At 41.4% G+C, this 26730-nt stretch carries 30 protein-coding genes; 27 read left to right on the forward strand and 3 right to left on the reverse strand.

What is annotated here, in order from left to right:
- Positions 1 to 245: 245 nt before the first annotated feature.
- Complete coding sequence (locus QUF94_RS09850; protein ID WP_289315691.1) at positions 246 to 2816, forward strand: vitamin B12-dependent ribonucleotide reductase; 2571 nt, start codon at positions 246 to 248, stop codon at positions 2814 to 2816.
- A gap of 175 nt (positions 2817 to 2991) precedes the next feature.
- Here the strand turns inward: QUF94_RS09850 and QUF94_RS09855 are convergent, their stop codons facing one another.
- Entirely contained in the window at positions 2992 to 3177 is a 186-nt protein-coding gene (locus QUF94_RS09855; protein ID WP_289315692.1) for a hypothetical protein, read from the reverse strand.
- A gap of 143 nt (positions 3178 to 3320) precedes the next feature.
- On the opposite strand from QUF94_RS09855, the gene splB reads away from it, so the two are divergent.
- Complete coding sequence (gene splB / locus QUF94_RS09860; protein WP_289315693.1) at positions 3321 to 4346, forward strand: spore photoproduct lyase; 1026 nt, start codon at positions 3321 to 3323, stop codon at positions 4344 to 4346.
- 83 nt (positions 4347 to 4429) lie between these two features.
- Positions 4430 to 5311 carry a patatin-like phospholipase family protein gene (locus QUF94_RS09865; RefSeq protein WP_289315694.1) on the forward strand — a complete coding sequence of 294 codons (882 nt, stop codon included), beginning with the start codon at positions 4430 to 4432 and terminating at the stop codon, positions 5309 to 5311.
- A 22-nt stretch (positions 5312 to 5333) separates the two neighbouring features.
- Here QUF94_RS09865 and QUF94_RS09870 read toward each other — a convergent pair whose 3' ends face one another.
- Positions 5334 to 5708 (reverse strand): SA1362 family protein, encoded by a 375-nt coding sequence (locus tag QUF94_RS09870; RefSeq protein WP_061464010.1) that lies wholly within the window; start codon positions 5706 to 5708, stop codon positions 5334 to 5336.
- Positions 5709 to 5845: 137 nt separating this feature from the next.
- On the reverse strand, positions 5846 to 6799 hold the full coding sequence (locus QUF94_RS09875; protein ID WP_289315695.1) for a DUF1385 domain-containing protein: 954 nt from the start codon (positions 6797 to 6799) through the stop codon (positions 5846 to 5848).
- Positions 6800 to 7132: 333 nt separating this feature from the next.
- Here QUF94_RS09875 and QUF94_RS09880 point away from each other — a divergent pair, with 333 nt between their 5' ends.
- The 24 genes from QUF94_RS09880 (at position 7133) to ahrC (ending at position 26726) form a co-directional block, all read left to right on the forward strand.
- Positions 7133 to 7645, forward strand: a complete 513-nt coding sequence (locus tag QUF94_RS09880) for a YqhR family membrane protein (protein WP_289315696.1) — start codon at positions 7133 to 7135, stop codon at positions 7643 to 7645.
- A gap of 93 nt (positions 7646 to 7738) precedes the next feature.
- Positions 7739 to 8185 carry a type II 3-dehydroquinate dehydratase gene (gene aroQ, locus QUF94_RS09885; RefSeq protein ID WP_289315697.1) on the forward strand — a complete coding sequence of 149 codons (447 nt, stop codon included), beginning with the start codon at positions 7739 to 7741 and terminating at the stop codon, positions 8183 to 8185.
- Positions 8186 to 9247: a M24 family metallopeptidase gene (locus QUF94_RS09890; RefSeq protein WP_289315698.1), complete on the forward strand. Its 1062-nt coding sequence runs from the start codon at positions 8186 to 8188 to the stop codon at positions 9245 to 9247.
- A gap of 26 nt (positions 9248 to 9273) precedes the next feature.
- Positions 9274 to 9831 (forward strand): elongation factor P, encoded by a 558-nt coding sequence (efp, locus tag QUF94_RS09895; protein WP_034308328.1) that lies wholly within the window; start codon positions 9274 to 9276, stop codon positions 9829 to 9831.
- A 586-nt stretch (positions 9832 to 10417) separates the two neighbouring features.
- Positions 10418 to 11350 carry a stage III sporulation protein AA gene (gene spoIIIAA, locus QUF94_RS09900; protein WP_289315699.1) on the forward strand — a complete coding sequence of 311 codons (933 nt, stop codon included), beginning with the start codon at positions 10418 to 10420 and terminating at the stop codon, positions 11348 to 11350.
- The gene (gene spoIIIAB / locus QUF94_RS09905) at positions 11343 to 11858 is read left to right on the forward strand and encodes a stage III sporulation protein SpoIIIAB (protein ID WP_289315700.1); all 516 of its coding nucleotides are present in this window, start codon (positions 11343 to 11345) and stop codon (positions 11856 to 11858) included. Before spoIIIAA ends, spoIIIAB begins: the two co-directional genes overlap by 8 nt.
- Before the next feature lie 21 nt (positions 11859 to 11879).
- Positions 11880 to 12083: a stage III sporulation protein AC gene (gene spoIIIAC, locus QUF94_RS09910; protein WP_034308319.1), complete on the forward strand. Its 204-nt coding sequence runs from the start codon at positions 11880 to 11882 to the stop codon at positions 12081 to 12083.
- Positions 12084 to 12097: 14 nt separating this feature from the next.
- Entirely contained in the window at positions 12098 to 12487 is a 390-nt protein-coding gene (gene spoIIIAD, locus QUF94_RS09915) for a stage III sporulation protein AD (RefSeq protein ID WP_289318337.1), read from the forward strand.
- Between the two features lie 33 nt (positions 12488 to 12520).
- Positions 12521 to 13729 (forward strand): stage III sporulation protein AE, encoded by a 1209-nt coding sequence (gene spoIIIAE, locus QUF94_RS09920; protein ID WP_289315701.1) that lies wholly within the window; start codon positions 12521 to 12523, stop codon positions 13727 to 13729.
- A 16-nt stretch (positions 13730 to 13745) separates the two neighbouring features.
- On the forward strand, positions 13746 to 14354 hold the full coding sequence (gene spoIIIAF, locus QUF94_RS09925; RefSeq protein ID WP_289315702.1) for a stage III sporulation protein AF: 609 nt from the start codon (positions 13746 to 13748) through the stop codon (positions 14352 to 14354).
- Between the two features lie 7 nt (positions 14355 to 14361).
- A complete protein-coding gene (gene spoIIIAG / locus QUF94_RS09930) occupies positions 14362 to 15030 on the forward strand; it encodes a stage III sporulation protein AG (RefSeq protein WP_289315703.1) in 669 nt (222 codons plus the stop codon).
- A gap of 14 nt (positions 15031 to 15044) precedes the next feature.
- Positions 15045 to 15638: a SpoIIIAH-like family protein gene (locus QUF94_RS09935; RefSeq protein ID WP_289315704.1), complete on the forward strand. Its 594-nt coding sequence runs from the start codon at positions 15045 to 15047 to the stop codon at positions 15636 to 15638.
- Between the two features lie 623 nt (positions 15639 to 16261).
- A complete protein-coding gene (gene accB, locus QUF94_RS09940) occupies positions 16262 to 16759 on the forward strand; it encodes an acetyl-CoA carboxylase biotin carboxyl carrier protein (protein ID WP_289315705.1) in 498 nt (165 codons plus the stop codon).
- 14 nt (positions 16760 to 16773) lie between these two features.
- Positions 16774 to 18126, forward strand: coding sequence for an acetyl-CoA carboxylase biotin carboxylase subunit (gene accC / locus QUF94_RS09945; protein ID WP_289315706.1), 1353 nt, complete (start codon positions 16774 to 16776; stop codon positions 18124 to 18126).
- 37 nt (positions 18127 to 18163) lie between these two features.
- Positions 18164 to 18568: an Asp23/Gls24 family envelope stress response protein gene (locus QUF94_RS09950; protein ID WP_222620245.1), complete on the forward strand. Its 405-nt coding sequence runs from the start codon at positions 18164 to 18166 to the stop codon at positions 18566 to 18568.
- A 451-nt stretch (positions 18569 to 19019) separates the two neighbouring features.
- A complete protein-coding gene (gene nusB, locus QUF94_RS09955; protein WP_289315707.1) occupies positions 19020 to 19412 on the forward strand; it encodes a transcription antitermination factor NusB in 393 nt (130 codons plus the stop codon).
- 71 nt (positions 19413 to 19483) lie between these two features.
- Entirely contained in the window at positions 19484 to 20359 is an 876-nt protein-coding gene (gene folD / locus QUF94_RS09960; protein ID WP_289315708.1) for a bifunctional methylenetetrahydrofolate dehydrogenase/methenyltetrahydrofolate cyclohydrolase FolD, read from the forward strand.
- A gap of 148 nt (positions 20360 to 20507) precedes the next feature.
- Positions 20508 to 21860, forward strand: a complete 1353-nt coding sequence (gene xseA / locus QUF94_RS09965; RefSeq protein WP_289315709.1) for an exodeoxyribonuclease VII large subunit — start codon at positions 20508 to 20510, stop codon at positions 21858 to 21860.
- The gene (locus tag QUF94_RS09970; protein WP_064463276.1) at positions 21857 to 22090 is read left to right on the forward strand and encodes an exodeoxyribonuclease VII small subunit; all 234 of its coding nucleotides are present in this window, start codon (positions 21857 to 21859) and stop codon (positions 22088 to 22090) included. Before xseA ends, QUF94_RS09970 begins: the two co-directional genes overlap by 4 nt.
- Before the next feature lies 1 nt (position 22091).
- Positions 22092 to 22985, forward strand: coding sequence for a polyprenyl synthetase family protein (locus QUF94_RS09975; RefSeq protein ID WP_289315710.1), 894 nt, complete (start codon positions 22092 to 22094; stop codon positions 22983 to 22985).
- 250 nt (positions 22986 to 23235) lie between these two features.
- Positions 23236 to 25128, forward strand: coding sequence for a 1-deoxy-D-xylulose-5-phosphate synthase (gene dxs / locus QUF94_RS09980; RefSeq protein ID WP_289315711.1), 1893 nt, complete (start codon positions 23236 to 23238; stop codon positions 25126 to 25128).
- A 4-nt stretch (positions 25129 to 25132) separates the two neighbouring features.
- On the forward strand, positions 25133 to 25960 hold the full coding sequence (locus tag QUF94_RS09985; RefSeq protein WP_289315712.1) for a TlyA family RNA methyltransferase: 828 nt from the start codon (positions 25133 to 25135) through the stop codon (positions 25958 to 25960).
- Between the two features lie 132 nt (positions 25961 to 26092).
- A complete protein-coding gene (locus tag QUF94_RS09990; RefSeq protein ID WP_289315713.1) occupies positions 26093 to 26242 on the forward strand; it encodes a hypothetical protein in 150 nt (49 codons plus the stop codon).
- A gap of 34 nt (positions 26243 to 26276) precedes the next feature.
- Entirely contained in the window at positions 26277 to 26726 is a 450-nt protein-coding gene (ahrC, locus tag QUF94_RS09995) for a transcriptional regulator AhrC/ArgR (RefSeq protein ID WP_061144401.1), read from the forward strand.
- The last annotated feature ends 4 nt before the right edge of the window (positions 26727 to 26730 follow it).

Genomic DNA, 26730 nt, shown 5'->3' on the forward strand with positions numbered 1-26730 from the left:
AAATCGACATTTTCCTCCCTTTTGCTAACTATATTAATTGATTTATCGTTTGACAAAATTAAAAGTCATTCAAAACAAACACAATATATAGTAGTTGAAATATTTAATGCGACACTATATGTTGATTTTTGAGTTTCGCTATGATAAATTTAGGGTACTTGTTAAGCGAAACGGACATGTAAGGCTACATATAGATTTTTGCGGCGGCAAGAACGGATCTTGAAACATATAAAGGAGAGGGAATTATGTCGGTTGTAATAAAAGAAGCTTTAAAGGTTGATCTAGAAAGGTTGAATAAGGATATTTCTTTATTTCCCCAGGTTCACCCTGTAACGGCTGATATGAAAATGGCGCATAAGGGAGTGTCCCGTCTAGTCATGCTTGACCGCTATTCTTTTAAGGATACTGAAAAAATCACACTCTCGGCAGGCGATTTCGTAGTGTTGACGATCAAGGAAGATCCGAAATTCCCAGCACGGGGTCTCGGTCACATCGTTGAAATAGATTGGGAAACCAAAAAAGCCAAGGTATTGGTGGATGAAGAATTCCGCGGCGTATTGGATAGTCCGGAAGAAGTGGAGACGGGGATTGTAAACCGTCCGCTGGATATTATCGAAAAACCGCTTGAAATATACTATGAACAAATTGCGAAACGTAATGCAACAGGCTTGGCTTCAGTGGAAACCACTGAAGAAAAAAGAACGGAATGGTTCAATAAATTCTATGAAGAATTAAAGAACCTTAATTTTGTCCCGGCAGGTCGAGTATTATATGGTGCGGGTTCCAATACGGATGTTACTTATTTCAACTGCTATGTGATGCCATTCGTACCTGATTCACGTGAGGGAATTTCAGAACATAGGAAACAAGTGATGGAAATCATGAGCCGCGGCGGCGGAGTGGGTACGAACGGATCGACATTGCGTCCAAGGAACACTCTGGCAAAAGGGGTAAATGGAAAATCCTCGGGTTCAGTGTCATGGCTTGATGATATTGCGAAATTGACGCATCTAGTTGAACAGGGCGGTAGCAGACGCGGTGCGCAAATGATCATGCTCGCTGATTGGCATCCTGATATTGCAGAGTTCATCATTTCTAAAATGCAAAATCCAAGGATCCTTCGTTATTTAGTGGAAAACACTAAAGATGAGGCCATCAAGAAATATGCGACGGATAAATTGAAATTCACGCCGCACACCGAACAGGAAACGGCTATGTATCAAGGAATCATCAATTATAAAGAGATTCCTGGTCTAGGTGGATTTAGCGAGAAAATCATTAGGGATGCAGAGGAAAAGATCCGTACAGGCGGTACGTACAGTGTCCATAATTCCGATTTTCTAACTGGCGCCAACATTTCGATTTGCTTGACTAAGGAATTTATGGAAGCGGCAGAAAAAGATGAGGAATACGAATTGCGTTTTCCTGATGTTGAAAGCTATAATGCCGAAGAAATGGCTATTTATAATGCCGAATGGCATAATGTCGGTGATGTTCGCGAATGGGAGAGAATGGGTCACAAAGTTCGTGTTTATCGTAAAATCCGAGCTAAAGAGCTTTGGAACTTAATAAACATTTGTGCAACATATTCTGCTGAACCAGGTATTTTCTTTATCGATAATGCTAATGAAATGACGAACGCCAAAGCATACGGTCAACAGGTCGTAGCTACGAACCCATGTGGCGAACAGCCATTGGCCCCATATTCAGTATGTAACCTCGCTGCTGTCAATTTGGCTGAAATGGCCGATAAAGATAACAAAACCGTTAATTTCGAGAAACTTAGGCAGACCGTCGAAGTCGGTGTACGTATGCAGGACAATGTCATTGACGCAACTCCTTATTTCTTGGATGAAAACAAAAAACAGGCACTGGGCGAGCGACGCGTTGGACTTGGTGTAATGGGTCTGCATGACCTGTTAATCTACTGTGAAACGGAATACGGATCTGAAGAAGGAAACATCCTGGTCGACAAGGTGTTTGAAACGATTGCGACTACAGCTTACAGGGCATCCGTGGAACTTGCTAAAGAAAAAGGCAGTTTCCCATTCCTGATCGGATCAAATGATAAAGAAACCGATGAGCTTAGAACGCGTTTCACACAAACCGGATTTATGGAAAAAATGCCGGAAGACATCAGGGAAAGTGTTGCTGCACATGGCATCCGTAACTCTCATTTATTGACAGTGGCTCCTACAGGAAGCACAGGAACGATGGTTGGGGTATCTACAGGTCTTGAACCATACTTCTCCTTCACGTATTTCCGCAGTGGCCGACTTGGTAAATTCATTGAAGTTAAGGCTGATATTGTTCAGGAATACTTGGACCGTCATCCAGAAGCTGATCCAGAGGAGCTTCCAAAATGGTTCATCTCCGCTATGGAATTGGCACCTGAAGCCCATGCGGATGTTCAATGCATCATTCAACGCTGGATTGACAGTTCGATCAGTAAAACGGTCAATGCTCCGAAAGGATATACTGTCGAACAGGTTGAAAAAGTATATGAACGTCTATACAAAGGCGGAGCAAAAGGCGGTACCGTTTATGTGGACGGCAGCCGTGACAGTCAGGTTCTCACGCTCAAAGCGGAAGAAAACCAAATGGACGAACAGCTAGAGATGGACGAATTGACAGATGTGGAAGTAAAGAAAAAAGTCGTATTGGTCGATACGATAAATGAACTCCGTTCGACGAATGTTACGATTGGGTCGGAAGTGGGCAACACTTGTCCGGTCTGCCGTAAAGGCGAAGTCCAGGAAATGGGCGGATGTAATACTTGCACGAATTGTGGAGCACAATTAAAATGTGGGCTATAAGCTAAGCTGATAGAAGAAGTCGTTAAGTGTGCTGAAAAGCTGATCTTAACGGCTTTTTTTTTAATAAACATAATGGATTGAGCTTGTAGGTTGTTAACTTCTGTTCAATTTACATTCCATTGAACTTAAATAAAGAGAAGCCGAATCGTTGGATTCGGCTTCTCTTTGCGTTCATTCATCCATTTTCATTTTGCTGGCCTATTTCCTTCTCGGCTAGATATTGGTTTCCATCCTTCAATACCGAAAATTCATCGACCGAGTCTCCAGGTATATTCCTGGGATTTGGATATTTATTATCTGTTTGGACGGTAATCGATTGTTTCCCCATTCCATTTGTCAAGAAGTCTCGTTTATTAGCCATACCATATCGCATCTCCTTCATTTTGGATTTTCCAATTAAAAACAATCATGAGGATAACAGAATAAAGAAAAACTATCCCTATTAATTAGATTGTGTAGTTCGATTGAAAGTATGAACAAATCCAGAAAAGAACGGAGAACGAAATGAAACCATTTATGCCACAGTTAGTATATATCGAGCCCAGGGCATTGGAATACCCGCTTGGCCGGGAATTGAAAAAAAAATTCGAGGATTTGAACATTGAAATCCGTGAGACTACCTCACATAACCAAATTAGGGATCTTCCTGGAGAAAATGATTTACAAAAATATCGTGTCGCCAAGTCCACGCTTGTGGTAGGGATCAGAAAGACATTGAAATTCGATTCTTCAAAGCCATCTGCTGAATATGCCATCCCTCTTGCAACCGGGTGTATGGGGCATTGTCATTATTGTTATTTACAGACGACACTCGGAACAAAGCCATACATTAGGACATACGTGAATCTCGAGGAGATTTTCGAGGCAGCCGAAAATTATATCAATGAGAGAAAGCCTGAAATTACACGTTTTGAGGCGGCCTGTACATCAGATATCGTCGGAATTGATCATTTGACACATTCATTAAAAAGGGCTATAGAATATTTTGGGAAAAGTGAATATGGGGTTCTAAGGTTCGTAACTAAATTTCATCATGTCGACCACCTGTTGGATGCTGAACATAATGGAAAAACTAGATTTAGGTTCAGTATAAATTCACGTTACGTGATAAAGAATTTCGAGCCCGGCACTTCGAGCTTTGAAGAAAGAATGGAAGCGGCGCGAAAAGTGGCAGGTGCCGGATATCCCTTGGGTTTTATCGTAGCTCCAATATATCGTCATGAAGCATGGAAAGAGGGCTACCGTGAATTATTCGAACGGTTAAGTGAGGCGTTAAAAGGCGTGGATATCCCAGACTTGACTTTCGAATTAATCCAGCATCGGTTTACTGGCCCTGCCAAAAAAGTGATTCAAAAAAACTACCCGAAAACGAAATTGGAACTGGACGAAACGAAGCGTAAATATAAATGGGGCCGATACGGTATTGGTAAATATGTTTACCAAACCGAAGAAGCCGCAGAACTGGAAACGGCCATTCGTGGGTATATAGCAGAATTTTTCCCTAAAGCGGAAATTCAGTATTTTACCTGATGAAGGCAATCTTTCATATAAAACTGTCATAAATCGCTCTAATCCTGCTTAAAAATGTAAAGACCGGATTAGGGAGGGCAGCTATGATTATTGACGGCGTTTTCTCCGGAGGCGGGATTAAAGGCTATGGTTTAGTTGGAGCCCTGCAGGAATTAGAGGAACGAGGATTTGTATTCCATAGGACAGCGGGTACAAGTGCTGGTTCCATAATTGCAGCTTTCGTAGCCGCTGGATACACAGGTAAAGAGATGGAAGAGCTTTTTCTTAATATAGATTTAAGCGGCATGCTGGATAAAAGGCGTGGTCTATTGCCTATCCCGCTTGCTAAGTGGCTCCTTATTTACTGGAAACTGGGCCTTTATAAAGGCGACGCTTTGGAATCATGGGTTGCCGGTAAACTTGCCGAAAGGAATGTAGTTACCTTTAAGGATGTTCGACCGGAGTCTCTCCGTATCATAACCTCTGACATTACAAATGGGAAATTGGTGGTACTGCCTGATGAGTTACCGAATTATGGAATTGATCCGCTCACATTTCCAGTGGCTAAGGCAGTGAGAATGAGTTGTAGCATTCCCTATTTTTTTGAGCCAGTAAAACTTGATGTCGGAAAAAGCACGTTCCTTTTTGTTGATGGAGGTGTGTTAAGCAATTTTCCAATGTGGTTATTCAATTCAGATCATGTAAGGAAGGAACGACCGGTCATAGGCTTGCGACTAAGTGTCGATGAGATATGGAAACCGCATGAGGTGGATAATGCGGTAGAATTGTTCTCCGCACTATTCAAAACGATGAAAGATGCCCATGATGCACGTTATATTTCCAAAAAACACGTCCAGAATATTGTATTTATCCCGATGAAGGGAATTTCTGCAATGGATTTCAATCTGAATGATGATAAAAAGGGTGAATTGATGAATCAGGGCAGACAGTGTACTAAAGAATTCCTTAAGAATTGGACATATTAATAATCATAAAAAAATCGGGCTCTTAAAAAGAAGCCCGATTTTTCTTTTTATTCTTTTTCCCCTCGATGACGGTTAAGTGACTATCCGTTTTCTTTCTCACTTTTATTTTTTTTGATGATTTTGCTGCAGAGAAGCTAGCCACATTATCCTTTTTCGAAGTTCGGTTTTTTAGCCTTTTTTTCGATTGGCGGGCAGCCTTTCGGAATGCTTGCTGCTCTTTTTTAACTGGTTTTCCCTTTGTTAATCCGGTATAAATCATATAAATAATCCCTGCGACAATGGCTATTATGAGAATGTTTCTAAAAAAGCCAATCGGGTCATTAAATAGTCGGCTCATTAGTCCGAGGACTCCGAGGGCGATGATTCCGTATATCATGAAAGATATGAAACGTTTCAACAAAGACACCTCCTTAAGAGCATCATAAGCATTTTTTGCTTATTTTAAACATTCTCCATGTAAAATATTTGAAATAAATGAAGATCATTCCCTAAGTTAGTATATGATTTACCATAATCAAAATGTGTATAGATGTTTTACACAATAACATCTGATTCTAAAACTTTTTCAGTTCTTTTTTCCATTTTTAACAGTTCGTGGAAGGACGCCAATGCAACTTCGACTTGATCGTCGGTAGGGGCTTTGGTTGTCAATAACTGAAGCCAAAGGCCAGGATAGCCAAGGTAACGCAGGATGGGGATATCTCTTACTTTGTTGGTCAACTGCAATACCTCGAAGGCTATGCCTAGCACTACGGGGATAAGTAAAACGCGATCCACGACACGGAGCCATAATGGATCGGTCGGAACGAGCATATAGACAAACATACCTACAATGACTGTAAATAAAATAAAGCTACTGCCACAGCGATAATGAAGGCGTGAACTTGCCTGCACATTTTCAACGGTCAATTCTTTTCCGCTTTCAAAGCAATTGATCACCTTATGCTCTGCTCCGTGATACTGAAAGACCCGCTTGATCAATGGGGTCATGGATACTAAATAAATGTATACCAGCAATAATATCAACTTGAACAAGCTTTCGATTAAAACCTGGGCCATATGGCCACTGAAGATGGGTCTTGTCAATTCGGCAAGAAAGACTGGAATCAAAGTGAAAAGCAGCTTCCCAAATAGGAAGGAAAGAACACCGATTACGGCAACTCCAAGCCATACACTTAATTTAGAAGATTCTTTCGTTTCTTTTTTCTTTTCGTCCTGCTTTTCCCCGTCTTCTTCTTCATACTGTTCAGTGGAAAAGTTCAGATGTTTCGAGCCGGTGGCACTTGACTGAATCAGTGATACGATACCCCTTAGAAACGGCACTTTTTTTAATTGGTTGACAACAGGTTTTGATTCTCGCGGCAGGTGATAATATACAATCGTTGAATCTTTGCGGCGTACCGCAGTTACTGTGTGATGTTTGCCCCCGAACATGACGCCTTCCACAACAGCCTGCCCTCCATAAACGGGTTTTTGGACCTCAGACATTTCTACACCAACCTAATAGTTATTCACGTAGCTCTCTCATGGGTGCTAACATGTTTATTATCAAGCATCACAAGGGTTTAAAGGCGGTCCTCCAAAATTGAATGGCGGCTTTATCCCTGCGATTGCTTTATGAATGTTGACTCACAGGAAGTTAGTATCCTGTGTACATTATAAACTTCAACAGAGGATAGGTATTTTCCTCTGAAAAAAGTACAATATTTATGATTTAATCATACAGAATAAATCCCAAAACCTCTAGTGATTCTCCTCCTTAAGAATAAAAAAAATAGTTCTATTTAACAAAGGGCATACTACGTAGCGGAGGTGTTTGATATGTCTTCTAATGAAAATGGACAAATTCAACAGGAAAATCAAAGCGTGTTGATCTACAATGTACTAGCTATCGGTTTTGTTGGCGGGGCTGCAGCCAGTTTTGCCGGAATCATCGCCCATTATGTTAATTTTATGGGGTTTAGCCCAAAATTCATACTTACTTCGTGGTCGAATATGACTTGGATCGATCACTGGCTTGGTACGGTAATGACCATACTTTTGTTCGGAATTCTATCCGTGGGGATCGCTTTTATATACTATGGTCTTTTTAAAAGGATGAAGAGTATTTTTTCGGGTATTTTTTTTGGAGTGGTTTGCTGGGTGTTGCTCGTATTTGTCCTGAAACCGATGTTCGCCGATTTGCCAACCATTTCGAAAATGTCGGCAAATACGATTATAACCAGTGTCTGCATTTTTATTTTATACGGTCTTTTTGTAGGGTATTCTATATCATACGATCATCAGGAATATATACGTCAACAAAAGCACGCCGAGAAACGAAAGGAAAGCTGATCGCTTCTTGGTTGTAAAAAAGTAGTAAGACAATTTGTAATTATGATAGAATGTTCATGGAAAGCATTCTTTTAATTATGAGCAGGTGTTGAGATGACAAAAATCTTACTAATCAATGGTCCGAATTTAAATCGCTTGGGGAAGCGGGAACCTGCACATTATGGATCCTCGACGCTTGCGGATGTGGAAGCTCTACTGCTGCAGCAAGCTCAAGGCTTGAATGTGGAATTTACCTCTTTTCAATCTAACCATGAAGGGGCGATTATCGACAAGCTCCATTGGTCAGAAGATCATGGGATCGACGGGATTATCATTAATCCTGGAGCTTTTACTCATTATAGCTATGCGATTCGTGATGCAATTGCCGGAATTGATGTTCCAGTTGTGGAAGTGCATATTTCGAACATACATGCCCGTGAAAGCTTTCGGCATGAATCAGTGACCGCGCCGGTATCGGCGGGACAGATTGTCGGCTTGGGGATACACGGTTATGAATTGGCGTTGCAGGCGATCACAAAGATTGCAAAGGGGAGAAATTAAATGAATAAACTAATGCGCTTAAGAGCCTCAATGGAAAAGGTGGGCATTGATGGTTTTTTGATCACCAGTACATATAACCGCCGGTACATGACCAATTTTACGGGAAGTGCAGGCGTCGTCCTGATTTCCCAAAAAGAAGCTAAATTCATCACTGATTTCAGATACGTGGAACAAGCGGGCAAGCAGGCTGCAGACTATGAAATCGTCCAACATAAGGGAACCATCATCGAAGAAGTCGGTAAGCAGGCAAAAGAGATGAATATCGGCACACTGGGCTTTGAGCAAGAGCATATGACTTTTGCGACATATAAGGCATACGAAGCGGGCATTGAAGCACAACTTTTGCCGGTGTCTGGAGTTATTGAGAATTTACGCTTGATAAAGACTTCATCAGAGATTAAGATATTAAAGGAAGCGGCTGCTATTGCTGATGCTGCCTTTACACATATTCTGGATTACATGCGTCCAGGGATTTCAGAACTGGATGTATCCAATGAACTTGAATTCTTCATGAGGAAACAGGGGGCAACTTCCTCATCCTTTGATATTATCGTAGCATCTGGTGTAAGATCCGCTCTTCCACATGGAGTGGCTACGGATAAAATCATTGAAAAAGGCGATTTTGTCACATTGGATTACGGAGCATACTATAACGGATATGTGTCTGACATAACTCGGACATTGGCAGTTGGCAAGCCAAGTGAAGAACTTATTAACATTTATGACATTGTTTTAGAAGCGCAACTGCGCGGAATGGCTGGGATTAAACCTGGGATGACGGGCAGGGAAGCGGATGCACTAACTCGTAATTTAATTGAAGAAAAGGGATTCGGGCAGTATTTTGGACATTCGACTGGACATGGAATCGGTCTGGAAGTTCATGAAGGTCCGGCATTATCCTTAAGGTCTGATATCATTTTAGAACCAGGTATGGCCGTAACCGTCGAGCCGGGGATTTACTTACCGGGGGTAGGCGGAGTGCGGATTGAAGATGATACAATCGTTACAAATGAAGGTAACGAAGCACTTACTCATTCAACGAAAGAGTTAATCATTCTGTAAACATGTACATGTAGGAGGACAATTTTATGATTTCTGTAAACGATTTTCGCACGGGTGTTACGATTGAAGTAGATAATGGAATTTGGCAGGTTATCGAGTTCCAACATGTTAAACCTGGTAAAGGTGCAGCTTTTGTACGTTCTAAACTTCGTAATCTTCGTACAGGTTCGATCCAGGAGAAAACATTCCGTGCTGGTGAAAAAGTTGCTAAAGCACATATCGAAAACCGCAAAATGCAGTACCTTTATGCAAGCGGAGATAGCCATGTATTCATGGATAACGAAACGTATGACCAAATCGAGCTACCAGCTTCAAGCATTGAACGTGAACTGAAATTCCTTAAGGAAAATATGGAAGTACATATCATGACTTTCCAAGCCGAAACACTTGGGGTCGAGCTTCCAAACACAGTAGAACTTGAAGTTGCGGAGACTGAGCCAGGAATAAAAGGCGATACATCTTCAGGCGGAACGAAATCAGCGGTACTTGAGACGGGCCTTTCGGTTCAAGTTCCATTCTTCATCAACCAAGGTGACAAATTATTGATCAATACAAATGAAGGTTCTTACGTATCACGCGCATAAATGAAAGAAGGCCGAGATGAATTTCTCGGTTTCGTTTGTAGACAAAAAGGTTTCGGAATGGTTTCATTCCGAAACCTTTTTGATTTTTTATTGGATATGGATGATTTGTACTCACGATAGCCCTCTTTATTTGTTGTTGTATACTTTAAATCCCCATTTTACGAACCAAATGTTTCGCTGGCACCAATTGGTCTAAAGTAGTAATCATTTCAAGCTGATCTCGCTGAATAGAATCATGATCATGTTTAAAAAGCATCCTCATCACCTCAAGTTTTCATCCTTTTATTTTAAAAAGACTGTAGGCAACTCGCTTTCTTCAAATTTGTCTACAGTCTGGAGGGTCCGTTTGGTCTAATCCCAAACCATGATTTTATAAGAAGACTTGGTTATCCTTCATGTTTTACCTTTTTTTTAATAAAAAGACTGTAGACCGAGATTAATTTCTCGGTCTTTTTTTTGGTCTTTTTTAGATCCAGGAAGTAATAAAAAAATCAATAAATGGTCGGTTTCTTTAATAGCCTGTCATCATTGTGGGCAGGTCGGCATATATTTTATTGAAAGTGGTGTATACAGGAGGATTATCAAAATGGAAACGATTCTTTCCTTTTTACCGAAAATATTATACGAGCAACTCCGGGGTATGACACCGATGATGATCGAAAAGATGGAAGAGCTGCGGATTCGGGTTGGAAGGCCGCTTGAGGTCATTGTAGGTGGGGAACCTTTCTTCTTTTCCTATGAAGTGACCCATTCGGATGCAGATCAATTATTGAATCAGATAGGTCAATTTTCGTTATATACACTTGAGGAAGAATTAAAACGAGGATATATAACTATAGCGGGTGGACATCGGGTGGGTCTTGCTGGCAAGGTTATCCTGGAAAATGGGGCGGTCAAAGCGATCAGGGACATTTCCTCATTCAATATTCGGATTGCACGTGAAAAAATAGGTGCTGCTGAACCGCTCACTTCTTATTTATATAATGGGGAATGGCAACATACGATGTTGATTGGTGCTCCGCAAACAGGAAAAACGACGGTATTACGTGATATCGCAAGGATGATATCCAGTGGAGATGAAAAACGGGGCATTCCCCCTCAAAAGGTGGGAATAGTGGACGAGCGCTCAGAAATTGCCGGGTGTGTTCATGGAGTGCCGCAGCTCGAATTTGGAACAAGGGTGGATGTGCTCGATGGATGTCCCAAAGCGGAAGGGATGATGATGATGATCCGTTCGATGTCCCCTGATGTATTGATCGTGGATGAAATAGGCCGCGCGGAGGATACACAGGCTGTGCTGGAAGCTGTGAATGCAGGTATTAAACTCATGATAACTACGCATGGCCATACACTGGCTGAGGTTAAGAAGCGGCCCTTCATCACAGAAATATTACAGCAAAACATCTTTGAACGTTTTATAGAATTACAGAGAAGTAAATCCGGAAAGAGGGGCTACAAAGTCCTTGATGCAGCGGGGGTTCCCATTTTCTTGGGAGAAAGTGTGAACCCGCATGTTTAAGTTAATTGGAGCAGCGATCATTATCATTGCAACGACATGGGCAGGTTTCGAAGCTGCGAAAAAATTAAGTATGAGGCCCCGCCAACTGAGGCAGCTAAAAGTTGCCATGCAATCACTTGAAGCAGAAATCATGTATGGTCACACACCTTTGAAAGAAGCCGCAAGGAAACTTTCTAAGCAGATGCCCAAACCTTTATCCATCTTTTTCGATACCTTTGCAAATCGACTCGAATCAGGTGAGACCACCGTCAAAGAAGCATGGGATGATAGTTTGAAGAAAATATGGCAATCCCTTGCTTTAAAACAGGGAGAATTCGAGATTCTTTCACAGTTTGGGGAGACGCTTGGAAAAAGCGATAAATATCATCAGCAAAAGCAAATCATGCTGACGATGGCACACTTGGAACGGGAAGAGAGCGATGCACTCGACCGACAGGGGAAATATGAAAAAATGATGAAAAGTCTTGGTTTTTTATCAGGTCTATTATTGATCATCTTGCTGATGTAGGAATATGTGGGGGGAATGAAAATGGGCATTGATGTGGACATCATATTTAAAATAGCTGGTGTAGGGCTTGTTGTGGCATTTCTTCACACGATACTCGATCAGGTTGGGAAGAAGGAATATGCCCAGTGGGTCACACTTTTCGGATTTATCTATATTTTATTCATGGTAGCTTCTGTAGTAGAGGATTTATTTCAAAAAATTAAATCTGTATTCCTATTTCAGTAAGGGAGGGATTCACGATTGAAATCATAAAAATCGTGGGCATTGCCCTAGTTGCCACCTTTTTGGCCCTAGTCGTCAAAGAGCAAAAACCAAATTTCGCATTCCTGCTTGTCGTTTTTGTAGGCTGCTCCATCTTTCTTTTTCTAGCGGATAAGATATACGAAATCATTTTGATGTTAGAAAAAATTGCTGTGAATGCGAATGTAAATACCGTGTATCTGGAGACCATCCTAAAAATAATCGGAATTGCCTATATTGCCGAATTCGCTTCTCAAATTACAAAAGATGCAGGGCAAGGGTCGCTCGCTTCCAAAATAGAATTGAGCGGAAAAATCTTGATTCTTGCCATGGCGATTCCGATTTTGACGGTCATCATCGAAACGATTTTACAGATGCTCCCAAGTTAACGGATTACTTCTACTAGTCAATGAGGTGAATGTATGAAGCAGCGGATGCCTTACTTATCCATTCTATTCGTTTTACTCTTTTTTTTGCATACATCTATTGGACAAGCTGCCGAAGATCCTGAAAGTGGTGAAATCGAACAAGAGCCGATCATGCAGTCGGAACTGGTACAAGCCCAAATAGAAAGGCTCGGTGTCGATGAACTCAAACAATATTGGGATAACATCGTAACGGAATATGGAGGATTCTTACCGGAAAGCCAGAAAGGGAGCTTCATGGATTTTGTAAGCGGTGATAAGAAATTCTCCTTTGAGCAATGGATAAAGGGGATTACAAAATTCATTTTTCATGAACTGCTCGTGAATGGAAAGCTGCTGGGATCACTCATTTTATTAACAGTTTTCAGCATGTTCCTGCAGTCTTTGCAGAATGCGTTCGAACAAAGCTCCGTAAGTAAAGTCGCTTACGCAATCGTTTATATGGTGCTGATCATTTTGGCACTTAACAGTTTTCATGTGGCGATTGAATATACAAAAGATACGATAGATTTGATGATTTCCTTTTTAATGGCGCTCATCCCTTTACTCTTGGCCTTAATAGCTGCTTCAGGCGGACTTGTATCAGCAGCTTTCTTCCACCCGGTATTAATGTTTTTGATGAATACAAGCGGTATCTTGATCCAGTTTGTCGTCCTTCCGTTATTATTCTTTGCAGCGATTTTAAGCATCGTCAGCACGCTGACCGAACATTATAAAGTGACACAGCTGGCACAGCTTCTCCGTAATTTTGCCATCGGGATCCTTGGAGCATTCATGACCATATTCCTTGGCGTCATATCCGTTCAGGGGGCATCCTCCGCTGTAGCTGACGGAGTGACGATCAGAACGGCCAAATTCGTGACAGGTAACTTTATACCGATAATAGGGCGCATGTTTACAGATGCAACGGATACGGTCATCAGTGCTTCCGTTCTTCTGAAAAATACAGTTGGCTTGTCAGGCGTCATTATTCTCTTGCTCATAACCACATTTCCCGCCATAAAAATCTTGATGATTTCTTTTATCTATAAATTGGCAGCGAGTCTTTTGCAGCCGCTGGGCGGAGGGCCTGTAATAAAGTGCCTTGACATTATAAGTAAAAGCATGATTTATATTTTCGCAGCATTGGCCATTGTCTCACTCATGTTTTTTTTAAGTATCACAGTAATTATCGCCTCTGGAAACATTACATTGATGGTTCGTTAGAAAGGAGGAGGGCTTGGTGAGTTTTTTAGCTGGCTGGGTATCCAACATCATCATATTTGTATTGCTGGCTACTGTGATCGATATGCTTCTACCGAATTCGGCTTTACAGAAGTATGCCAAAATGGTAATCGGACTTTTACTGATTGCGATCATCATCACTCCTATATTGGGATTATTCAATAAGGATTTCGACGAAATCCTCTCTGCGGCTACAAGTGAATTTGAAGATCAGAAAAAAAAAGATTTAGGAAATTTGACAGAAATGAAGAAAAAAGAAATACAAGCAGCACAGGGTGCATATATTTTAGAACAAATGGCTGTCCAATTACAGACAGAAGTGGAAGAGGAGTTGATGGCGGATTATAACATGAAAATTAGTTCAATTGATGTAGGAGTCAAGAATGAGGAAAAGCCGGGCGTTGATGATTTGCAAAACATAACCATATCATTGGAAAAGGCAGAGGGGAAAGAAGACTCGGAGATAGAGGCAGTAGCGAAGGTTGATATCAATGTAGATAGACCTTCCACTTCGAATGATGCCAATCTGGATGCTGTCAAAAGGTTTCTGGCAACAAGTTGGTCCGTTGATGAAGAGATCATTGAAATCGCCGGGGAAAGGAAGTGACTGATTATTGAACAAAGACAAAGGTCCATTATCCTGGCTGCAAAAACTATTAAATAAAGACCCTGACCAAAAAGAGCCTAAGGAAAAAAAACCTTCCCTGTATGTCTATGCTCTAATAGTTGTCCTTTTGGGAGCGGGAATTATGATGGCCGGGAATTTGTTAACCACCAACCAGACGGGACAAACACCTGAAGTGAAGACGGTATTCAATAATGATAAACAAGATGACGAAGGGGATGTTGAAACATTCGGCCAGAAGAAATCCGAATTCAAGACGACAAAAGACTATGAAATATATCTTCAGAATGAAATGAAGGAAGCGCTTGAATCCATCGCAGGCGTCCAGGATGTAAAAGTCGTAATCTACGTGGATGCATCCGAGAAAAAAGTATATGAAAGAAACAAAGTCACCCAAAGTCAAGTCACAGAAGAAACCGACCAGGAAGGCGGCAAAAGGACGGTCGAAGACACATCGGTTGATGAACAGCTCGTTTTGGTCAAAAGCGGTGAAAAAGAAGGGCCGATCATTTCGGAAACGAAAAAACCTAGTGTACGAGGCGTCCTGGTAGTCGCTAAAGGGGCTGAAAACATCCAAATAAAGAAGTGGATCATCGAGGCTGTCACACGTTCACTTGATGTACCGAGTCACAGGGTTTCTGTCATGCCTAAAAAATAAGGGGGAAAATCTACATGTTATTAAAAAAACAAACCGTTTGGTTATTGACTATGCTAAGTCTGGTCGTTGTACTTTCAGTCTATTATTTAACAGCTCCTGAGGAAAATGCTGCCGATATGACGGCAACGGAAGAAATGGAACAGGCAGAAAATAAAACAGAAAGTAAAACAGATAGCAAAGCGGATACCAAAGGGGAAAATAAAAGTGATAAAGAAACGTCCAAAAATACAGAAGGTTCCTCTGTAACCATTGCATCAGGGGACGAGTTCGAATCGTTAAGGATGCAGATTGAAGATGAACGGGCTAAGCTGAATGAAGAATTGACTGCAAAGATGGGCAATACAGACCTATCCGCTGAAGAACGAGATGAGGCTTATGCGAAAATCGAGCAATTAAGTGAAACGAAAGTAAAAGAAAATATCATCGAAAACTTAATTGTAGCCATGGATTACAATGCCGCACTGGTGCGGGTGGACGGAACGGATGTAAAGGTGAGTGTCAAGGCCGATAAACAAACGAAAACAGAGGCCAATAACATTATCCGCCTCGTAAGGAAAGAAGTGAGCGATGCACAAAATGTAGTGGTAGATTTCCAACCGGAAAAGTAATCTCAGATACAGAAATAAGGGCTGATACACAACAGTTCATAATCGTAAAAATTTGAAAGTCCCCCTTAAATAAAAAAGGGAGGCTTTTTTATTATTATTTTTTCACTAACTTACAACCGGGAAACTTTAGAGGAAAAGTTTTTTTATGTAAATTGATACCAGGAACTCAAACAGAAATGGGTATTATGATCATCCGTAATATTCTAGAAAAGTAATTTAGATGGAGATTAATGCAGGTTTCAAAGTGGGAATTAGCAGAATTCAAGTGGAAACGCTAAGGGTGCCCGGTTGAAAAATATTCACAATATTAGAATAAAGGTGTAATATAAAAGCATGGATAACAAGTTGCAACTAATCTATCATTGAATTTGTATAAGCTAATATTGTATGATGTTAGAAGCTGGTCATAAACTTTTCAATTCTCTAATGGGAACAATATTTTGAGAAAATGAAATATCTGTTATAATACAGATGGAGGGTGCATTCAGTTTATACGCTTTCGGATGGAGAAAGCGGCTACATTGTGCAGAATTGGACAAAGTAGGATAAGCTAAGGGTAAAAGGTTACATAAAATATTATTGCCTCACAAACTCATATTAAATTAGACAAGGGGTGCCACAAAATGAAAGTGCAAGAAATTCGTGAAATTATTAAGCTAGTCGGTCAATCAAATATCAGTGAATTCGTTTTTGAAAATGAAGGAACGAAAATTAAATTGAAAAAAACTGAAACGGGTATAGTATTACAGCCATCAGCTGCTCAAGAAGTTGTTCAAGCCAATGCAGCAGTAGAGGTCAAGCCCGCAGCGGCTCCTGTCTCTGTAGCGCCAAAAGCTGTTGAACCTGCAAAACCGGCTGCTGCCGTCACTGAACAGGAAAATTTACATAAAATCACTTCTCCGATGGTGGGTACATTCTACCAATCTCCTGCACCGGATTCACCTGCATACGTAAAAGCAGGCGATAAAGTAACAGGGGATTCCATTGTTTGTATCGTGGAGGCTATGAAACTTTTCAATGAAATCGAGGCCGAAGTAAGCGGTGAAATCGTTGAAGTCCTTGTAAAAGAAGGTCAACTTGTAGAATATGGACAACCATTATTTTTAGTAAAGCCGGAATGAGGAGCTGTTTCTAAATGATTAAAAAGGTATTAATTGCCAATCGTGGGGAAATTGCTGTCCGAATCATCCGGGCATGCAAGGAATTAGGAATCGAGACTGTAGCGGTCTATTCAGAAGCAGATAAAGAAGCATTACATGTTCAAATTGCTGATGAAGCATATTGCATCGGCCCTAAATTATCAAAAGACAGTTATTTAAATACAACGAACATAATCAGTACAGCCAAGAAGACGGGATCCGATGCGATTCACCCTGGATATGGATTCCTTGCTGAAAATGCGGACTTTGCTGAGCTATGCCGTGAATGTAATATCATTTTCATCGGTCCTAGCCCAGAAGCCATCAATAAAATGGGAACGAAGGACGTAGCAAGGGAAACCATGCGTAAAGCTGGTGTACCGATCGTACCAGGTTCCAAAGGCATAATTAAAGATACGGATGAGGGTGTAGCCCTGGCTAATGAAATGGGCTATCCAGTCATCATCAAAGCTACTGCCGGCGGGGGCGGTAAAGGTATCCGCGTCGCAAGGACCGAAGAAGAACTCATTAAAGGCATAAACATCACGCAACAGGAAGCCGCGACTGCATTTGGGAATCCAGGCGTGTATATTGAAAAGTTCATCGAGGACTTCCGTCACGTTGAAATTCAAGTCATGGCAGATAATCATGGCAACGCCATTCATTTAGGTGAGCGTGATTGTACGGTTCAGCGACGTTTGCAAAAACTTGTTGAGGAAACTCCTTCTCCAGCCCTGGATGGTGAAACACGGGCGGATATGGGGCAGGCTGCAGTTACGGCTGCTCTTGCCGTAAACTATTCAGGTGCCGGTACAGTTGAATTTATTTATGACTATGTGAATAGAAAATACTACTTTATGGAAATGAATACACGTATCCAGGTCGAACACCCAGTTACAGAAATGGTAACGGGCGTCGATTTGATTAAAGAACAGATCAAAGTTGCTTCAGGTGACAAACTATCACTTTCACAAGAAGATGTCACGTTTAACGGATGGTCCATCGAATGCCGGATCAATGCGGAAAATCCAGAAAAGAATTTTATGCCTTCAGCAGGTAAGATTCACATGTATTTACCGCCAGGTGGCTACGGAGTACGTGTGGATTCTGCGGCATACCCTGGGTACTCGATACCTCCGTATTACGATTCCATGATCGCTAAATTGATTGTCCATGCACCGACGAGAGACGAGGCGATTGAGAAGATGAAACGCGCTTTAGGTGAGTTTGTCATTGAAGGGATCAGCACGACAATTCCTTTCCATATTAAGTTACTTCAGCATGAACAATTTGTTTCCGGAGAATTTAATACCAAATTCCTTGAAATATATGATGTAATGAACTCATAATGTAAAGGAAGACAGGAGGTGCTTTTGAATGAGTGAAATGGAAGGCCAATTACTCGAAATGAATGATTATAATAGTGGTTTGGGCAAAGTTGAAATTGCGCCTGAGGTGATTGAGGTGATTGCGGGTATCGCTGCATCGGAAGTTGAAGGTGTTGCACATATGCGCGGGAATTTCGCTACAGGTGTAGTTGAAAAGCTTGGTAAAAAGAACCACGGTAAAGGTGTTAAAGTTGACTTAACGGGAGAATCCATCAAAGTCGAACTTTATTGTGTCATGAAGTTTGGTGTCTCAATTCCGAAAGTTGCTCAGGAAGTGCAAGATAACATTCGTGAAGCCTTGTTGAACATGACCGCTATCGACGCGGGCGAAGTGAACATTCATGTAGTGGGCATTGCGTTTGAAAACGCTAAACAAGAAGCGGATTACGAACAAGAAGTGTAAGTTGGCTTCATTCGATTCACACCTGCAAAAACCCGGCAAAAAGCCGGGTTTTTGTTTTTTTGAATTTTTGACTCAATGATACCCTGCTTTTGGAGCCCGCTAATAATATTACGTTAAATGAACATAATAAGGCGGTATCTGGAAGTTTCCCTTTAATTCAAGGGTGATTTCTGTTAGAGTGTAAAAGGTGAAATATGAGCATGAAAGCTAGGCAAGAGCTTTTTGACACTTTCAAAAAGTATATGACTGTGTTGGCCGTTTAACTGGAAATGAATCTTGAGATGTTGTCTTGAATCAAGATATTTGAGTCTTTTGGCCTTAATTCAAGTGGGATTCAGCTTAATTTATAAAAAAATAAGCGAAAATCTTAATATTTTTGAAAAAATGTTATTAAATGTTCGTTTGTTCTAGCGTTTTCATATATAATAGTAGATGTTAAAGGAGTAAGATTATGAAAAGAAGAGTAGCCCGTGAAAAATCCCTTCAAGCACTATATCAGATAGATATTGCCAAGTCGAATGCAGAAGAAGCAATGGAAAGCGTACTGGATGGTGCTCCTACTGATGAATATTTCAAGAAATTAGTAATGGGGATAACGGAAAATCGTGAACAACTTGATGGAATGATCAGGGACAATTTAGAGAATTGGACGTTGGAAAGACTGGCGAACATTGATCGGAATTTACTGCGGATCGCGGTTTATGAAATGGTTCACAGTGAAGATGTTCCTGTAAGTGTTGCAATGAATGAAGCTATTGAAATTGCTAAGAAATTCGGTGATGATCAATCGAGCAGCTTTGTAAATGCCGTTTTATCCAAAGTTAAGGTGAAAAGCGGCAGCTAAGGCTGCAGCCTTTAACCAGGGGATTCTCTCAGCAATTTCTTTAGCAAAATTATCTTGGGAGGAATATACACATGTCAGCTCAAATCATTAATGGTAAAGAAATTGCAGAGGCAGTTAGGCAAGAAATCAGTAAGGAAGTTCAACAATTACGGGAAAAAAATATCGTTCCGGGTTTGGCTGTAATCCTTGTGGGGGACAACCAAGCATCGCAAACCTATGTACGCAATAAGCAAAAGGCGTGTGAAGATCTGGGCATGCATTCTGTATTGATTAAAAAGCCTGCGGGACTCTCTCAGGAGGAATTAATTCAGAGCATTGATGAATTAAACCAGGATGACAGCATTCATGGTATATTGGTGCAGCTGCCGTTACCTGGACATATTCAGGAAAAAGCGATCATTGAAGCGATTTCCCCCGAGAAGGATGTAGATGGATTCCATCCCATTAATATTGGGCGGATGATGACTGGGCAGGATGCTTATTTACCTTGTACGCCTTACGGGGTGATGGTGATGCTTGAGTATATCGACTATGACCTTGAAGGTAAGCATGTTGTTATCGTAGGGAGAAGTAATATCGTGGGAAAACCGGCCGGACAAATGTTTCTAAATGCGAATGCAACCGTCACATACTGTCATTCAAAGACAAAGGACCTTGCGTATTATACAAAGCAAGCTGATGTCGTTGTGGCAGCTGTCGGCAAGAGGGACACGATCACGAGTGACCATATTAAAGAAGGTGCTGTCGTCATTGACGTCGGAATGAACAGGAATGATGAAGGGAAGCTTTGCGGTGATGTGGCGTTTGATGAAGTGAAAACCAAAGCTTCATACATTACACCTGTTCCTAAAGGCGTTGGTCCCATGACGATTACGATGCTTATGAAGAATACGGTCAAATCTGCTCAAAAAACACTTGAACAGAATAAGCAAGCCTTAAAAAGCTAAAAAAACGTTAAATTATTTTAAAGAAGCGGACCTCTTGTTTTATAATAACGGGAGACCGCTTTTTTTCATTCATAGAATAAGCGAGTTTTAAGTAAAACCTATAAGTGAGTTTTCTTTAAATCCGATTTCCATCGGAAGGAGACATTATATGAGCAACCAACAATATTTGAGTGTATCGGCTTTAACGAAATACATCAAAAGGAAGTTCGATGCCGATCCCCATTTGCAAAATGTATACATAAAAGGCGAAATTTCAAATTTTAAACAACATACAAGCGGACATATGTATTTTACTCTAAAGGACGAGAAGGCCCGACTCCTCTCCGTTATGTTTGCCGCCAATAACAAAGGGATGAAATTCCTGCCTGAAAATGGAATGAAGGTACTTGTTAAGGGCGATATTTCATTATATGAGGCAGGCGGACAGTATCAGCTTTATGTGAAAAGCATGGCCCCTGATGGTGTCGGGGATTTGTATCTTGCTTATGAACAGCTAAAGAAAAAGCTGGAGGCGGCAGGTTTGTTTTTGGCCGAGCATAAGAAACAGATTCCACAATACCCTAAGTCTGTAGGGGTCATAACATCACCGACCGGAGCTGCATTAAGAGATATCCTGATCACCATCAAGCGGAGATATCCAATTGCCAGAGTCATCGTTTACCCAGCATTAGTCCAAGGAAATAATGCCGCTAAATCGATTGCCAAGGCAATTTCCATGGCTAACGCTAGGGCAGAAAGCGATGTACTCATTGTCGGAAGGGGCGGCGGGTCGATCGAAGAGCTATGGGCCTTTAATGAGGAGATAGTGGCTGAGTCAATCTATGATTCTGATATACCGATAATTTCTGCTGTCGGTCACGAAACCGATTTTACAATTGCTGATTTTGTCGCCGATATGCGGGCTCCTACACCGACTGGTGCAGCAGAGTTAGCGGTTCCCCACCTTAATGAAATACTTGAACGCCTGATGAACCGTAAGAATCGCTTGACCCGCTCCATTCGTGAAGTGGTGAATTTCGAACGAACCCGTTTGACCAGGATGGAGAGATCTTATGCTTTCCGTTATCCACATAAAATGTATGAACAGAAGCTTGAACAGCTAGACAAGACGGTGGACAGGCTCGGGAGGTCCGGCACGCGGTATTTCATGAAAAAGAGGGATGAGCTGAACCAGTTGAACGATATTCTGAAAAAGCAGCATCCTGAACAAGCGGTGCAAAATTCCAAAGATGAATTGCGGCAGCATGCAAAAGTATTGCGGAGGGCAATGGAAGCCATTTATCGGCAAAAATCACAGCAGTTCGTTCATATTACAGCCACTTTGTCTGCCCTCAGTCCATTAAAAATCATGGAACGGGGCTATGGATTGGTTTTTGCTGAGGATGAGACGTTAGTGAAAAGTACACAGCAAGTATCCAGAGGGGATAAGATAGCCGTTTCCATAAAAGATGGAACGCTTGAATGTGAAATTAAAGAAATAAAGGAGCGAATAGAACCATGACAAAAAAACAGGAAGCCACTTTTGAAGAAGCGATGGAGAATCTTGAGAAAATTGTAGAACAGTTGGAAGAAGGCGATGTGCCCTTAGAGGAAGCCATCTCCATATATAAACAAGGAATGGATTTATCCAGGCTTTGTCACTCAAAGCTTAAGGCGGTTGAAGATCAGTTGACTCAAATTTTGCGCGAAGATGGGGAACTAGAAAACTTCACTGTACAGGAGGAAGAATAACATGGGTACGGCGTCCTTTGATATGTTTTCTAAAGAATATAAGGCGATTATAGAACGGGAAATCGTTGAATATGTCAATAAACTTAATGCTCCTGCTGTGGTCAAAGAAGCCATGATCTATTCATTGGAGGCAGGCGGTAAACGGATTCGTCCTTTATTGGTCTTTGCGGTTCTGGAGGCCTTTGGAAAAAACTTGAGGATGGGGATACCTGCAGCTGCTGCCATTGAAATGATTCATACATATTCTTTGATTCATGATGATCTTCCAGCGATGGATGATGATGATCTCCGCCGCGGAAAACCGACGAATCATAAAGTGTTCGGTGAGGCGGTAGCAGTACTGGCAGGTGATGCCCTCCTTACATATAGCTTTCAATTGGTGACGGATATGAACGATCCAGATGTGACGGCTGAAATGAAGCTGAACCTTGTAAGTGAAATTGCTAAGTCTGCCGGTGCCGAAGGGATGGTTGGAGGTCAAGTTGCCGATATGGAAGGTGAAAATAAACAGTTGACCCTTCAGGAATTGGAGTATATCCATGAACATAAAACAGGGAAGTTATTGACTGCAAGCATCCTTTCCGGTGCTATATTAGCCGGTGCGAATGAAGAACAGCGACTCCATTTACGTGACTTTGCATACCACCTGGGACTTGCTTTTCAGATTCGGGATGATATTCTGGATATTGAAGGGTCAGTCGAGTTGATCGGCAAGCCGGTTGGCAGTGATGAGGGAAATCATAAAAGCACATATCCTTCTTTACTTTCGCTTCAAGGGGCAAAGGAAAAGCTGGAACATCATATTGAACTTGCTCATGCCGCTTTGGGAAAAACAACCTTACAAACGGGTTTGTTGAATGAACTAACCGATTTAATAGCGAACCGTAATCATTGATTGTGGCTAAATTTGTTATCAATTGAGGTTTTATGGTATACTCATTGTGCAAAAATATGCGAAAATCAAAATGAATTTTTTAATTGAGATACGTGATAAAATAGGTCTATTAAGCCGCCGAAATCACCTGGGTGTTGGCGGCTATTTTTTAACTTAAAACCAATTTTTCGGTCAAGTCTTCCATATAGCCCTCTTTATGAGGCTTTGTTTATGCTAACAACCGAAAATGACAGAAAGTGAGTGGTCCTGTTTGGATCTTCTATCTATAAAAGACCCTTCTTTTTTGAAGAAGATGAATAATGAAGAACTAGTCGAGTTAAGTGTGGAAATACGTAAATTCCTTGTGGAAAAATTATCGGTGACCGGTGGGCATATCGGTCCCAATTTAGGAGTAGTCGAGTTGACTATAGCCTTGCATAAAGAATTCGACAGTCCGAATGATAAAATATTATGGGATGTCGGACACCAATCCTATGTCCATAAAATCCTGACAGGCAGAGCAGGGGAGTTCAATACCTTAAAGAAATATAAAGGTCTTTGCGGCTTTCCTAAAATGATTGAAAGTCCCCATGATGTTTGGGAAACCGGTCACAGTTCGACTTCCCTTTCAGCTGCAATGGGAATGGCCGCTGCCCGTGATATAAAAGGTGAAAAAAGTTTCATTTTGCCTGTAATCGGTGACGGGGCCCTAACAGGCGGAATGGCACTTGAAGCATTGAATCATATCGGGGATGAAAAAAAGGACATGATCGTTATCCTGAATGATAATGAAATGTCGATAGCGCCTAATGTGGGGGCTTTGCACACGATATTGGGAAGATTGCGGACCGCAGGTAAATATAACTGGGCAAAAGATGAATTGGAGTTACTTTTGAAAAAAATTCCTGCAGTCGGTGGTAAGCTTGCAGCTACCGCTGAACGCTTGAAGGATAGCATGAAGTACTTATTGGTCTCAGGAATCTTTTTCGAAGAACTCGGTTTCACATACCTTGGACCTGTCGATGGTCATAATTATGAAGAGTTGCTGGAGAATTTAAGATATGCCAAGAAAACGAAGGGACCCGTACTGCTACATGTCATCACGAAAAAAGGCAAGGGCTATTCACCTGCCGAGTTGGATACAACAGGAAATTGGCATGGGACAGGCCCCTACAAGATAGAGACAGGCGATTTCGTGAAATCCCCTAGTAAAGCTCCTGCATGGAGTGCCCTTGTAAGCGATACTGTCAGCAGGCTCGCCCGTGAAGATGAACGGATTGTCGCGATTACACCTGCAATGCCAGTAGGTTCGAAATTGGTGGGGTTTTCCCGAGAGTTCCCAGAGCGTTTCTATGATGTAGGGATTGCCGAGCAGCATGCTGCAACTTTTGCAGCTGGATTGGCAACGCAAAAAATGAAACCGTTCCTGGCCATTTATTCAACCTTCCTGCAAAGGGCTTATGACCAGGTGGTCCATGATATCTGCCGACAGAATTTGAACGTATTCATAGGAATTGATCGTGCCGGATTGGTTGGTTCCGATGGTGAAACGCATCAAGGCGTTTTCGATATTGCATTCTTACGACACATTCCTAATATGGTGTTGATGATGCCGAAAGATGAAAACGAAGGCCAGCATATGGTCAATACGGCCTTAAGCTATAATGATGGTCCAATCGCTATGCGATTCCCTCGTGGGAATGGTTGTGGTGTTGTGATGGATGCTGAATTACAGCAGATTCCAATCGGTTCGTGGGAAGTTCTTAAAGATGGAACGGATGCTGCCATCTTAACGTTCGGTACCACCATTCCAATGGCCCTTGAAGCGGCAGAACTGCTAGAGAAAGAGGATTATTCAGTTAAGGTGATCAATGCCCGGTTCATTAAGCCTTTGGATGAGAACATGCTAAGCAGCCTACTTGGTGAAAAAATGCCTATCTTGACAATAGAAGAAGCGGTTCTTCAAGGTGGTTTTGGCAGTTCTGTACTAGAATATGCTCATGACCAAGGGTTTTATGGAGCAATTATAGATCGAATGGGAATACCTGATTATTTCATTGAACATGGCAGTGTCGATGAACTTCTTGAAGAAATCGGTTTAACGACTGAAACAGCCATCAAAAAGATTAAAATGATAACACCCAAAAAAGAAAAAAGGGCCTGACAATATGAAAGTGATGAAAGAAAGAGTAGATGTATTACTTGTAGAACAAGGCTTGGCAGATACACGAGAAAAAGCGAAGCGTATGGTTATGGCTGGTCTTGTCTACGCGAATGAAGAGAGGTACGAAAAACCTGGGGAAAAAGTACCGGTTGATCTCGAATTTACTATTAAAGGAAAAGTCATGCCTTACGTTTCAAGAGGCGGACTTAAACTTGAGAAGGCTTTAAAGGAATTCGATTTACAAGTGAACGGAAAAATCCTGCTTGATATCGGATCATCAACAGGAGGGTTCACGGATTGTGCCTTGCAAAATGGTGCCACAATGTCTTATGCCCTTGATGTAGGATATAATCAACTTGCCTGGAAGCTTAGGCAGGATGAACGGGTGAAAGTAATGGAACGGACGAATTTCCGTTACGTTACACCCGCCGATCTCGATGGGGAGATGCCTAACTTTGCAAGCATTGATGTTTCTTTCATCTCCCTAACGTTAATTTTACCGGTGCTGAAGACCTTGCTCGTTCCGAATAGTGACGTCGTTGCCTTAGTTAAACCGCAATTCGAAGCTGGGAAGGATCAGGTGGGTAAAAAAGGGATTGTTCGTGATCCCAAAATCCATAAACAAGTGTTGGATAAGATCATTTCTTTTGCTAAAAAGGAAGGCTACGATATTAAAGATGCCTCATTCTCACCGATTACCGGCGGTGATGGAAATATTGAATTTTTACTTCATTTATACTGGCAAGGGTCAAAGGAAGATGGAGCGATATTGCTTTCGAAAACGGTTGATGACATCGTTGGGGAAGCCCATGCGCAATTTAAAAAAGAATAGCAAGAACTTGTACGGCTCCTTTGGCTGAATGGTTGGCTAAAGGAGCTTTTTAACTTGAAATGGTGTTGAAATGCACTTGAATCATTTAAGTGTGGATACATAATATAGGTAAGAATAAATAATAGACTTGTTATGCATTTTAGAGAAAAAGTTGTACAATTGCATAAAAATCCGATAACATTAATTTTAGCCACTTTCAAGAGCGGCCTATTTGCACGTACGGATGATACCGAAGCAATCCCATATTGGGAGCTTCCTAAGTATGATATCGATTGCCATTAAAATGAGCAACAGATGAGAAGAGGTGCTACTACTTATGAATAAAGGACAACGACATATAAAAATAAGGGACATTATAACTAATAACGATATTGAAACCCAGGATGAGCTGGTTGAAGAACTGAAATTAGCTGGATACAATGTAACTCAAGCAACCGTTTCAAGGGATATTAAAGAGCTTCACCTAGTTAAGGTCCCTTTAACGGATGGAAGGTATAAATACAGCCTGCCAGCCGACCAACGTTTCAATCCACTTCAAAAATTAAAGAGAATCCTGGTTGATGCATTTGTACGTATTGACGCAGCCAATAATCTACTGGTTATGAAGATGCTCCCGGGTAATGCCCAGGCAATTTGTGCATTGATTGATAATTTAAATTGGCAAGAGATACTCGGGACGATTGGCGGCGATGATACTTGTTTAATTATCTGCCGTTCTGAGGAAGATGCAAAGATCATTTCCGGCAAATTCTTGGACATGCTCTAATAAT

It is taken from the genome of Peribacillus sp. NJ4, assembly GCF_030348345.1.
In the GTDB taxonomy this organism is placed as follows: Bacteria; Bacillota; Bacilli; order Bacillales; family DSM-1321; genus Peribacillus.

Excerpts from the sequence above, each read along its gene's own strand:
- QUF94_RS09850 (WP_289315691.1), top strand. The coding sequence starts at position 246 with ATGTCGGTTGTAATAAAAGAAGCTTTAAAGGTTGATCTAGAAAGGTTG.
- QUF94_RS09855 (WP_289315692.1), bottom strand. The coding sequence starts at position 3,177 with ATGGCTAATAAACGAGACTTCTTGACAAATGGAATGGGGAAACAATCG.
- splB (WP_289315693.1), top strand. The coding sequence starts at position 3,321 with ATGAAACCATTTATGCCACAGTTAGTATATATCGAGCCCAGGGCATTG.
- QUF94_RS09865 (WP_289315694.1), top strand. The coding sequence starts at position 4,430 with ATGATTATTGACGGCGTTTTCTCCGGAGGCGGGATTAAAGGCTATGGT.
- QUF94_RS09875 (WP_289315695.1), bottom strand. The coding sequence starts at position 6,799 with ATGTCTGAGGTCCAAAAACCCGTTTATGGAGGGCAGGCTGTTGTGGAA.
- QUF94_RS09880 (WP_289315696.1), top strand. The coding sequence starts at position 7,133 with ATGTCTTCTAATGAAAATGGACAAATTCAACAGGAAAATCAAAGCGTG.
- aroQ (WP_289315697.1), top strand. The coding sequence starts at position 7,739 with ATGACAAAAATCTTACTAATCAATGGTCCGAATTTAAATCGCTTGGGG.
- QUF94_RS09890 (WP_289315698.1), top strand. The coding sequence starts at position 8,186 with ATGAATAAACTAATGCGCTTAAGAGCCTCAATGGAAAAGGTGGGCATT.
- efp (WP_034308328.1), top strand. The coding sequence starts at position 9,274 with ATGATTTCTGTAAACGATTTTCGCACGGGTGTTACGATTGAAGTAGAT.
- spoIIIAA (WP_289315699.1), top strand. The coding sequence starts at position 10,418 with ATGGAAACGATTCTTTCCTTTTTACCGAAAATATTATACGAGCAACTC.
- spoIIIAB (WP_289315700.1), top strand. The coding sequence starts at position 11,343 with ATGTTTAAGTTAATTGGAGCAGCGATCATTATCATTGCAACGACATGG.
- spoIIIAC (WP_034308319.1), top strand. The coding sequence starts at position 11,880 with ATGGGCATTGATGTGGACATCATATTTAAAATAGCTGGTGTAGGGCTT.
- spoIIIAE (WP_289315701.1), top strand. The coding sequence starts at position 12,521 with ATGAAGCAGCGGATGCCTTACTTATCCATTCTATTCGTTTTACTCTTT.
- QUF94_RS09935 (WP_289315704.1), top strand. The coding sequence starts at position 15,045 with ATGTTATTAAAAAAACAAACCGTTTGGTTATTGACTATGCTAAGTCTG.
- accB (WP_289315705.1), top strand. The coding sequence starts at position 16,262 with ATGAAAGTGCAAGAAATTCGTGAAATTATTAAGCTAGTCGGTCAATCA.
- accC (WP_289315706.1), top strand. The coding sequence starts at position 16,774 with ATGATTAAAAAGGTATTAATTGCCAATCGTGGGGAAATTGCTGTCCGA.
- QUF94_RS09950 (WP_222620245.1), top strand. The coding sequence starts at position 18,164 with ATGGAAGGCCAATTACTCGAAATGAATGATTATAATAGTGGTTTGGGC.
- nusB (WP_289315707.1), top strand. The coding sequence starts at position 19,020 with ATGAAAAGAAGAGTAGCCCGTGAAAAATCCCTTCAAGCACTATATCAG.
- folD (WP_289315708.1), top strand. The coding sequence starts at position 19,484 with ATGTCAGCTCAAATCATTAATGGTAAAGAAATTGCAGAGGCAGTTAGG.
- xseA (WP_289315709.1), top strand. The coding sequence starts at position 20,508 with ATGAGCAACCAACAATATTTGAGTGTATCGGCTTTAACGAAATACATC.
- QUF94_RS09970 (WP_064463276.1), top strand. The coding sequence starts at position 21,857 with ATGACAAAAAAACAGGAAGCCACTTTTGAAGAAGCGATGGAGAATCTT.
- QUF94_RS09975 (WP_289315710.1), top strand. The coding sequence starts at position 22,092 with ATGGGTACGGCGTCCTTTGATATGTTTTCTAAAGAATATAAGGCGATT.
- QUF94_RS09985 (WP_289315712.1), top strand. The coding sequence starts at position 25,133 with ATGAAAGTGATGAAAGAAAGAGTAGATGTATTACTTGTAGAACAAGGC.
- QUF94_RS09990 (WP_289315713.1), top strand. The coding sequence starts at position 26,093 with ATGCATTTTAGAGAAAAAGTTGTACAATTGCATAAAAATCCGATAACA.
- ahrC (WP_061144401.1), top strand. The coding sequence starts at position 26,277 with ATGAATAAAGGACAACGACATATAAAAATAAGGGACATTATAACTAAT.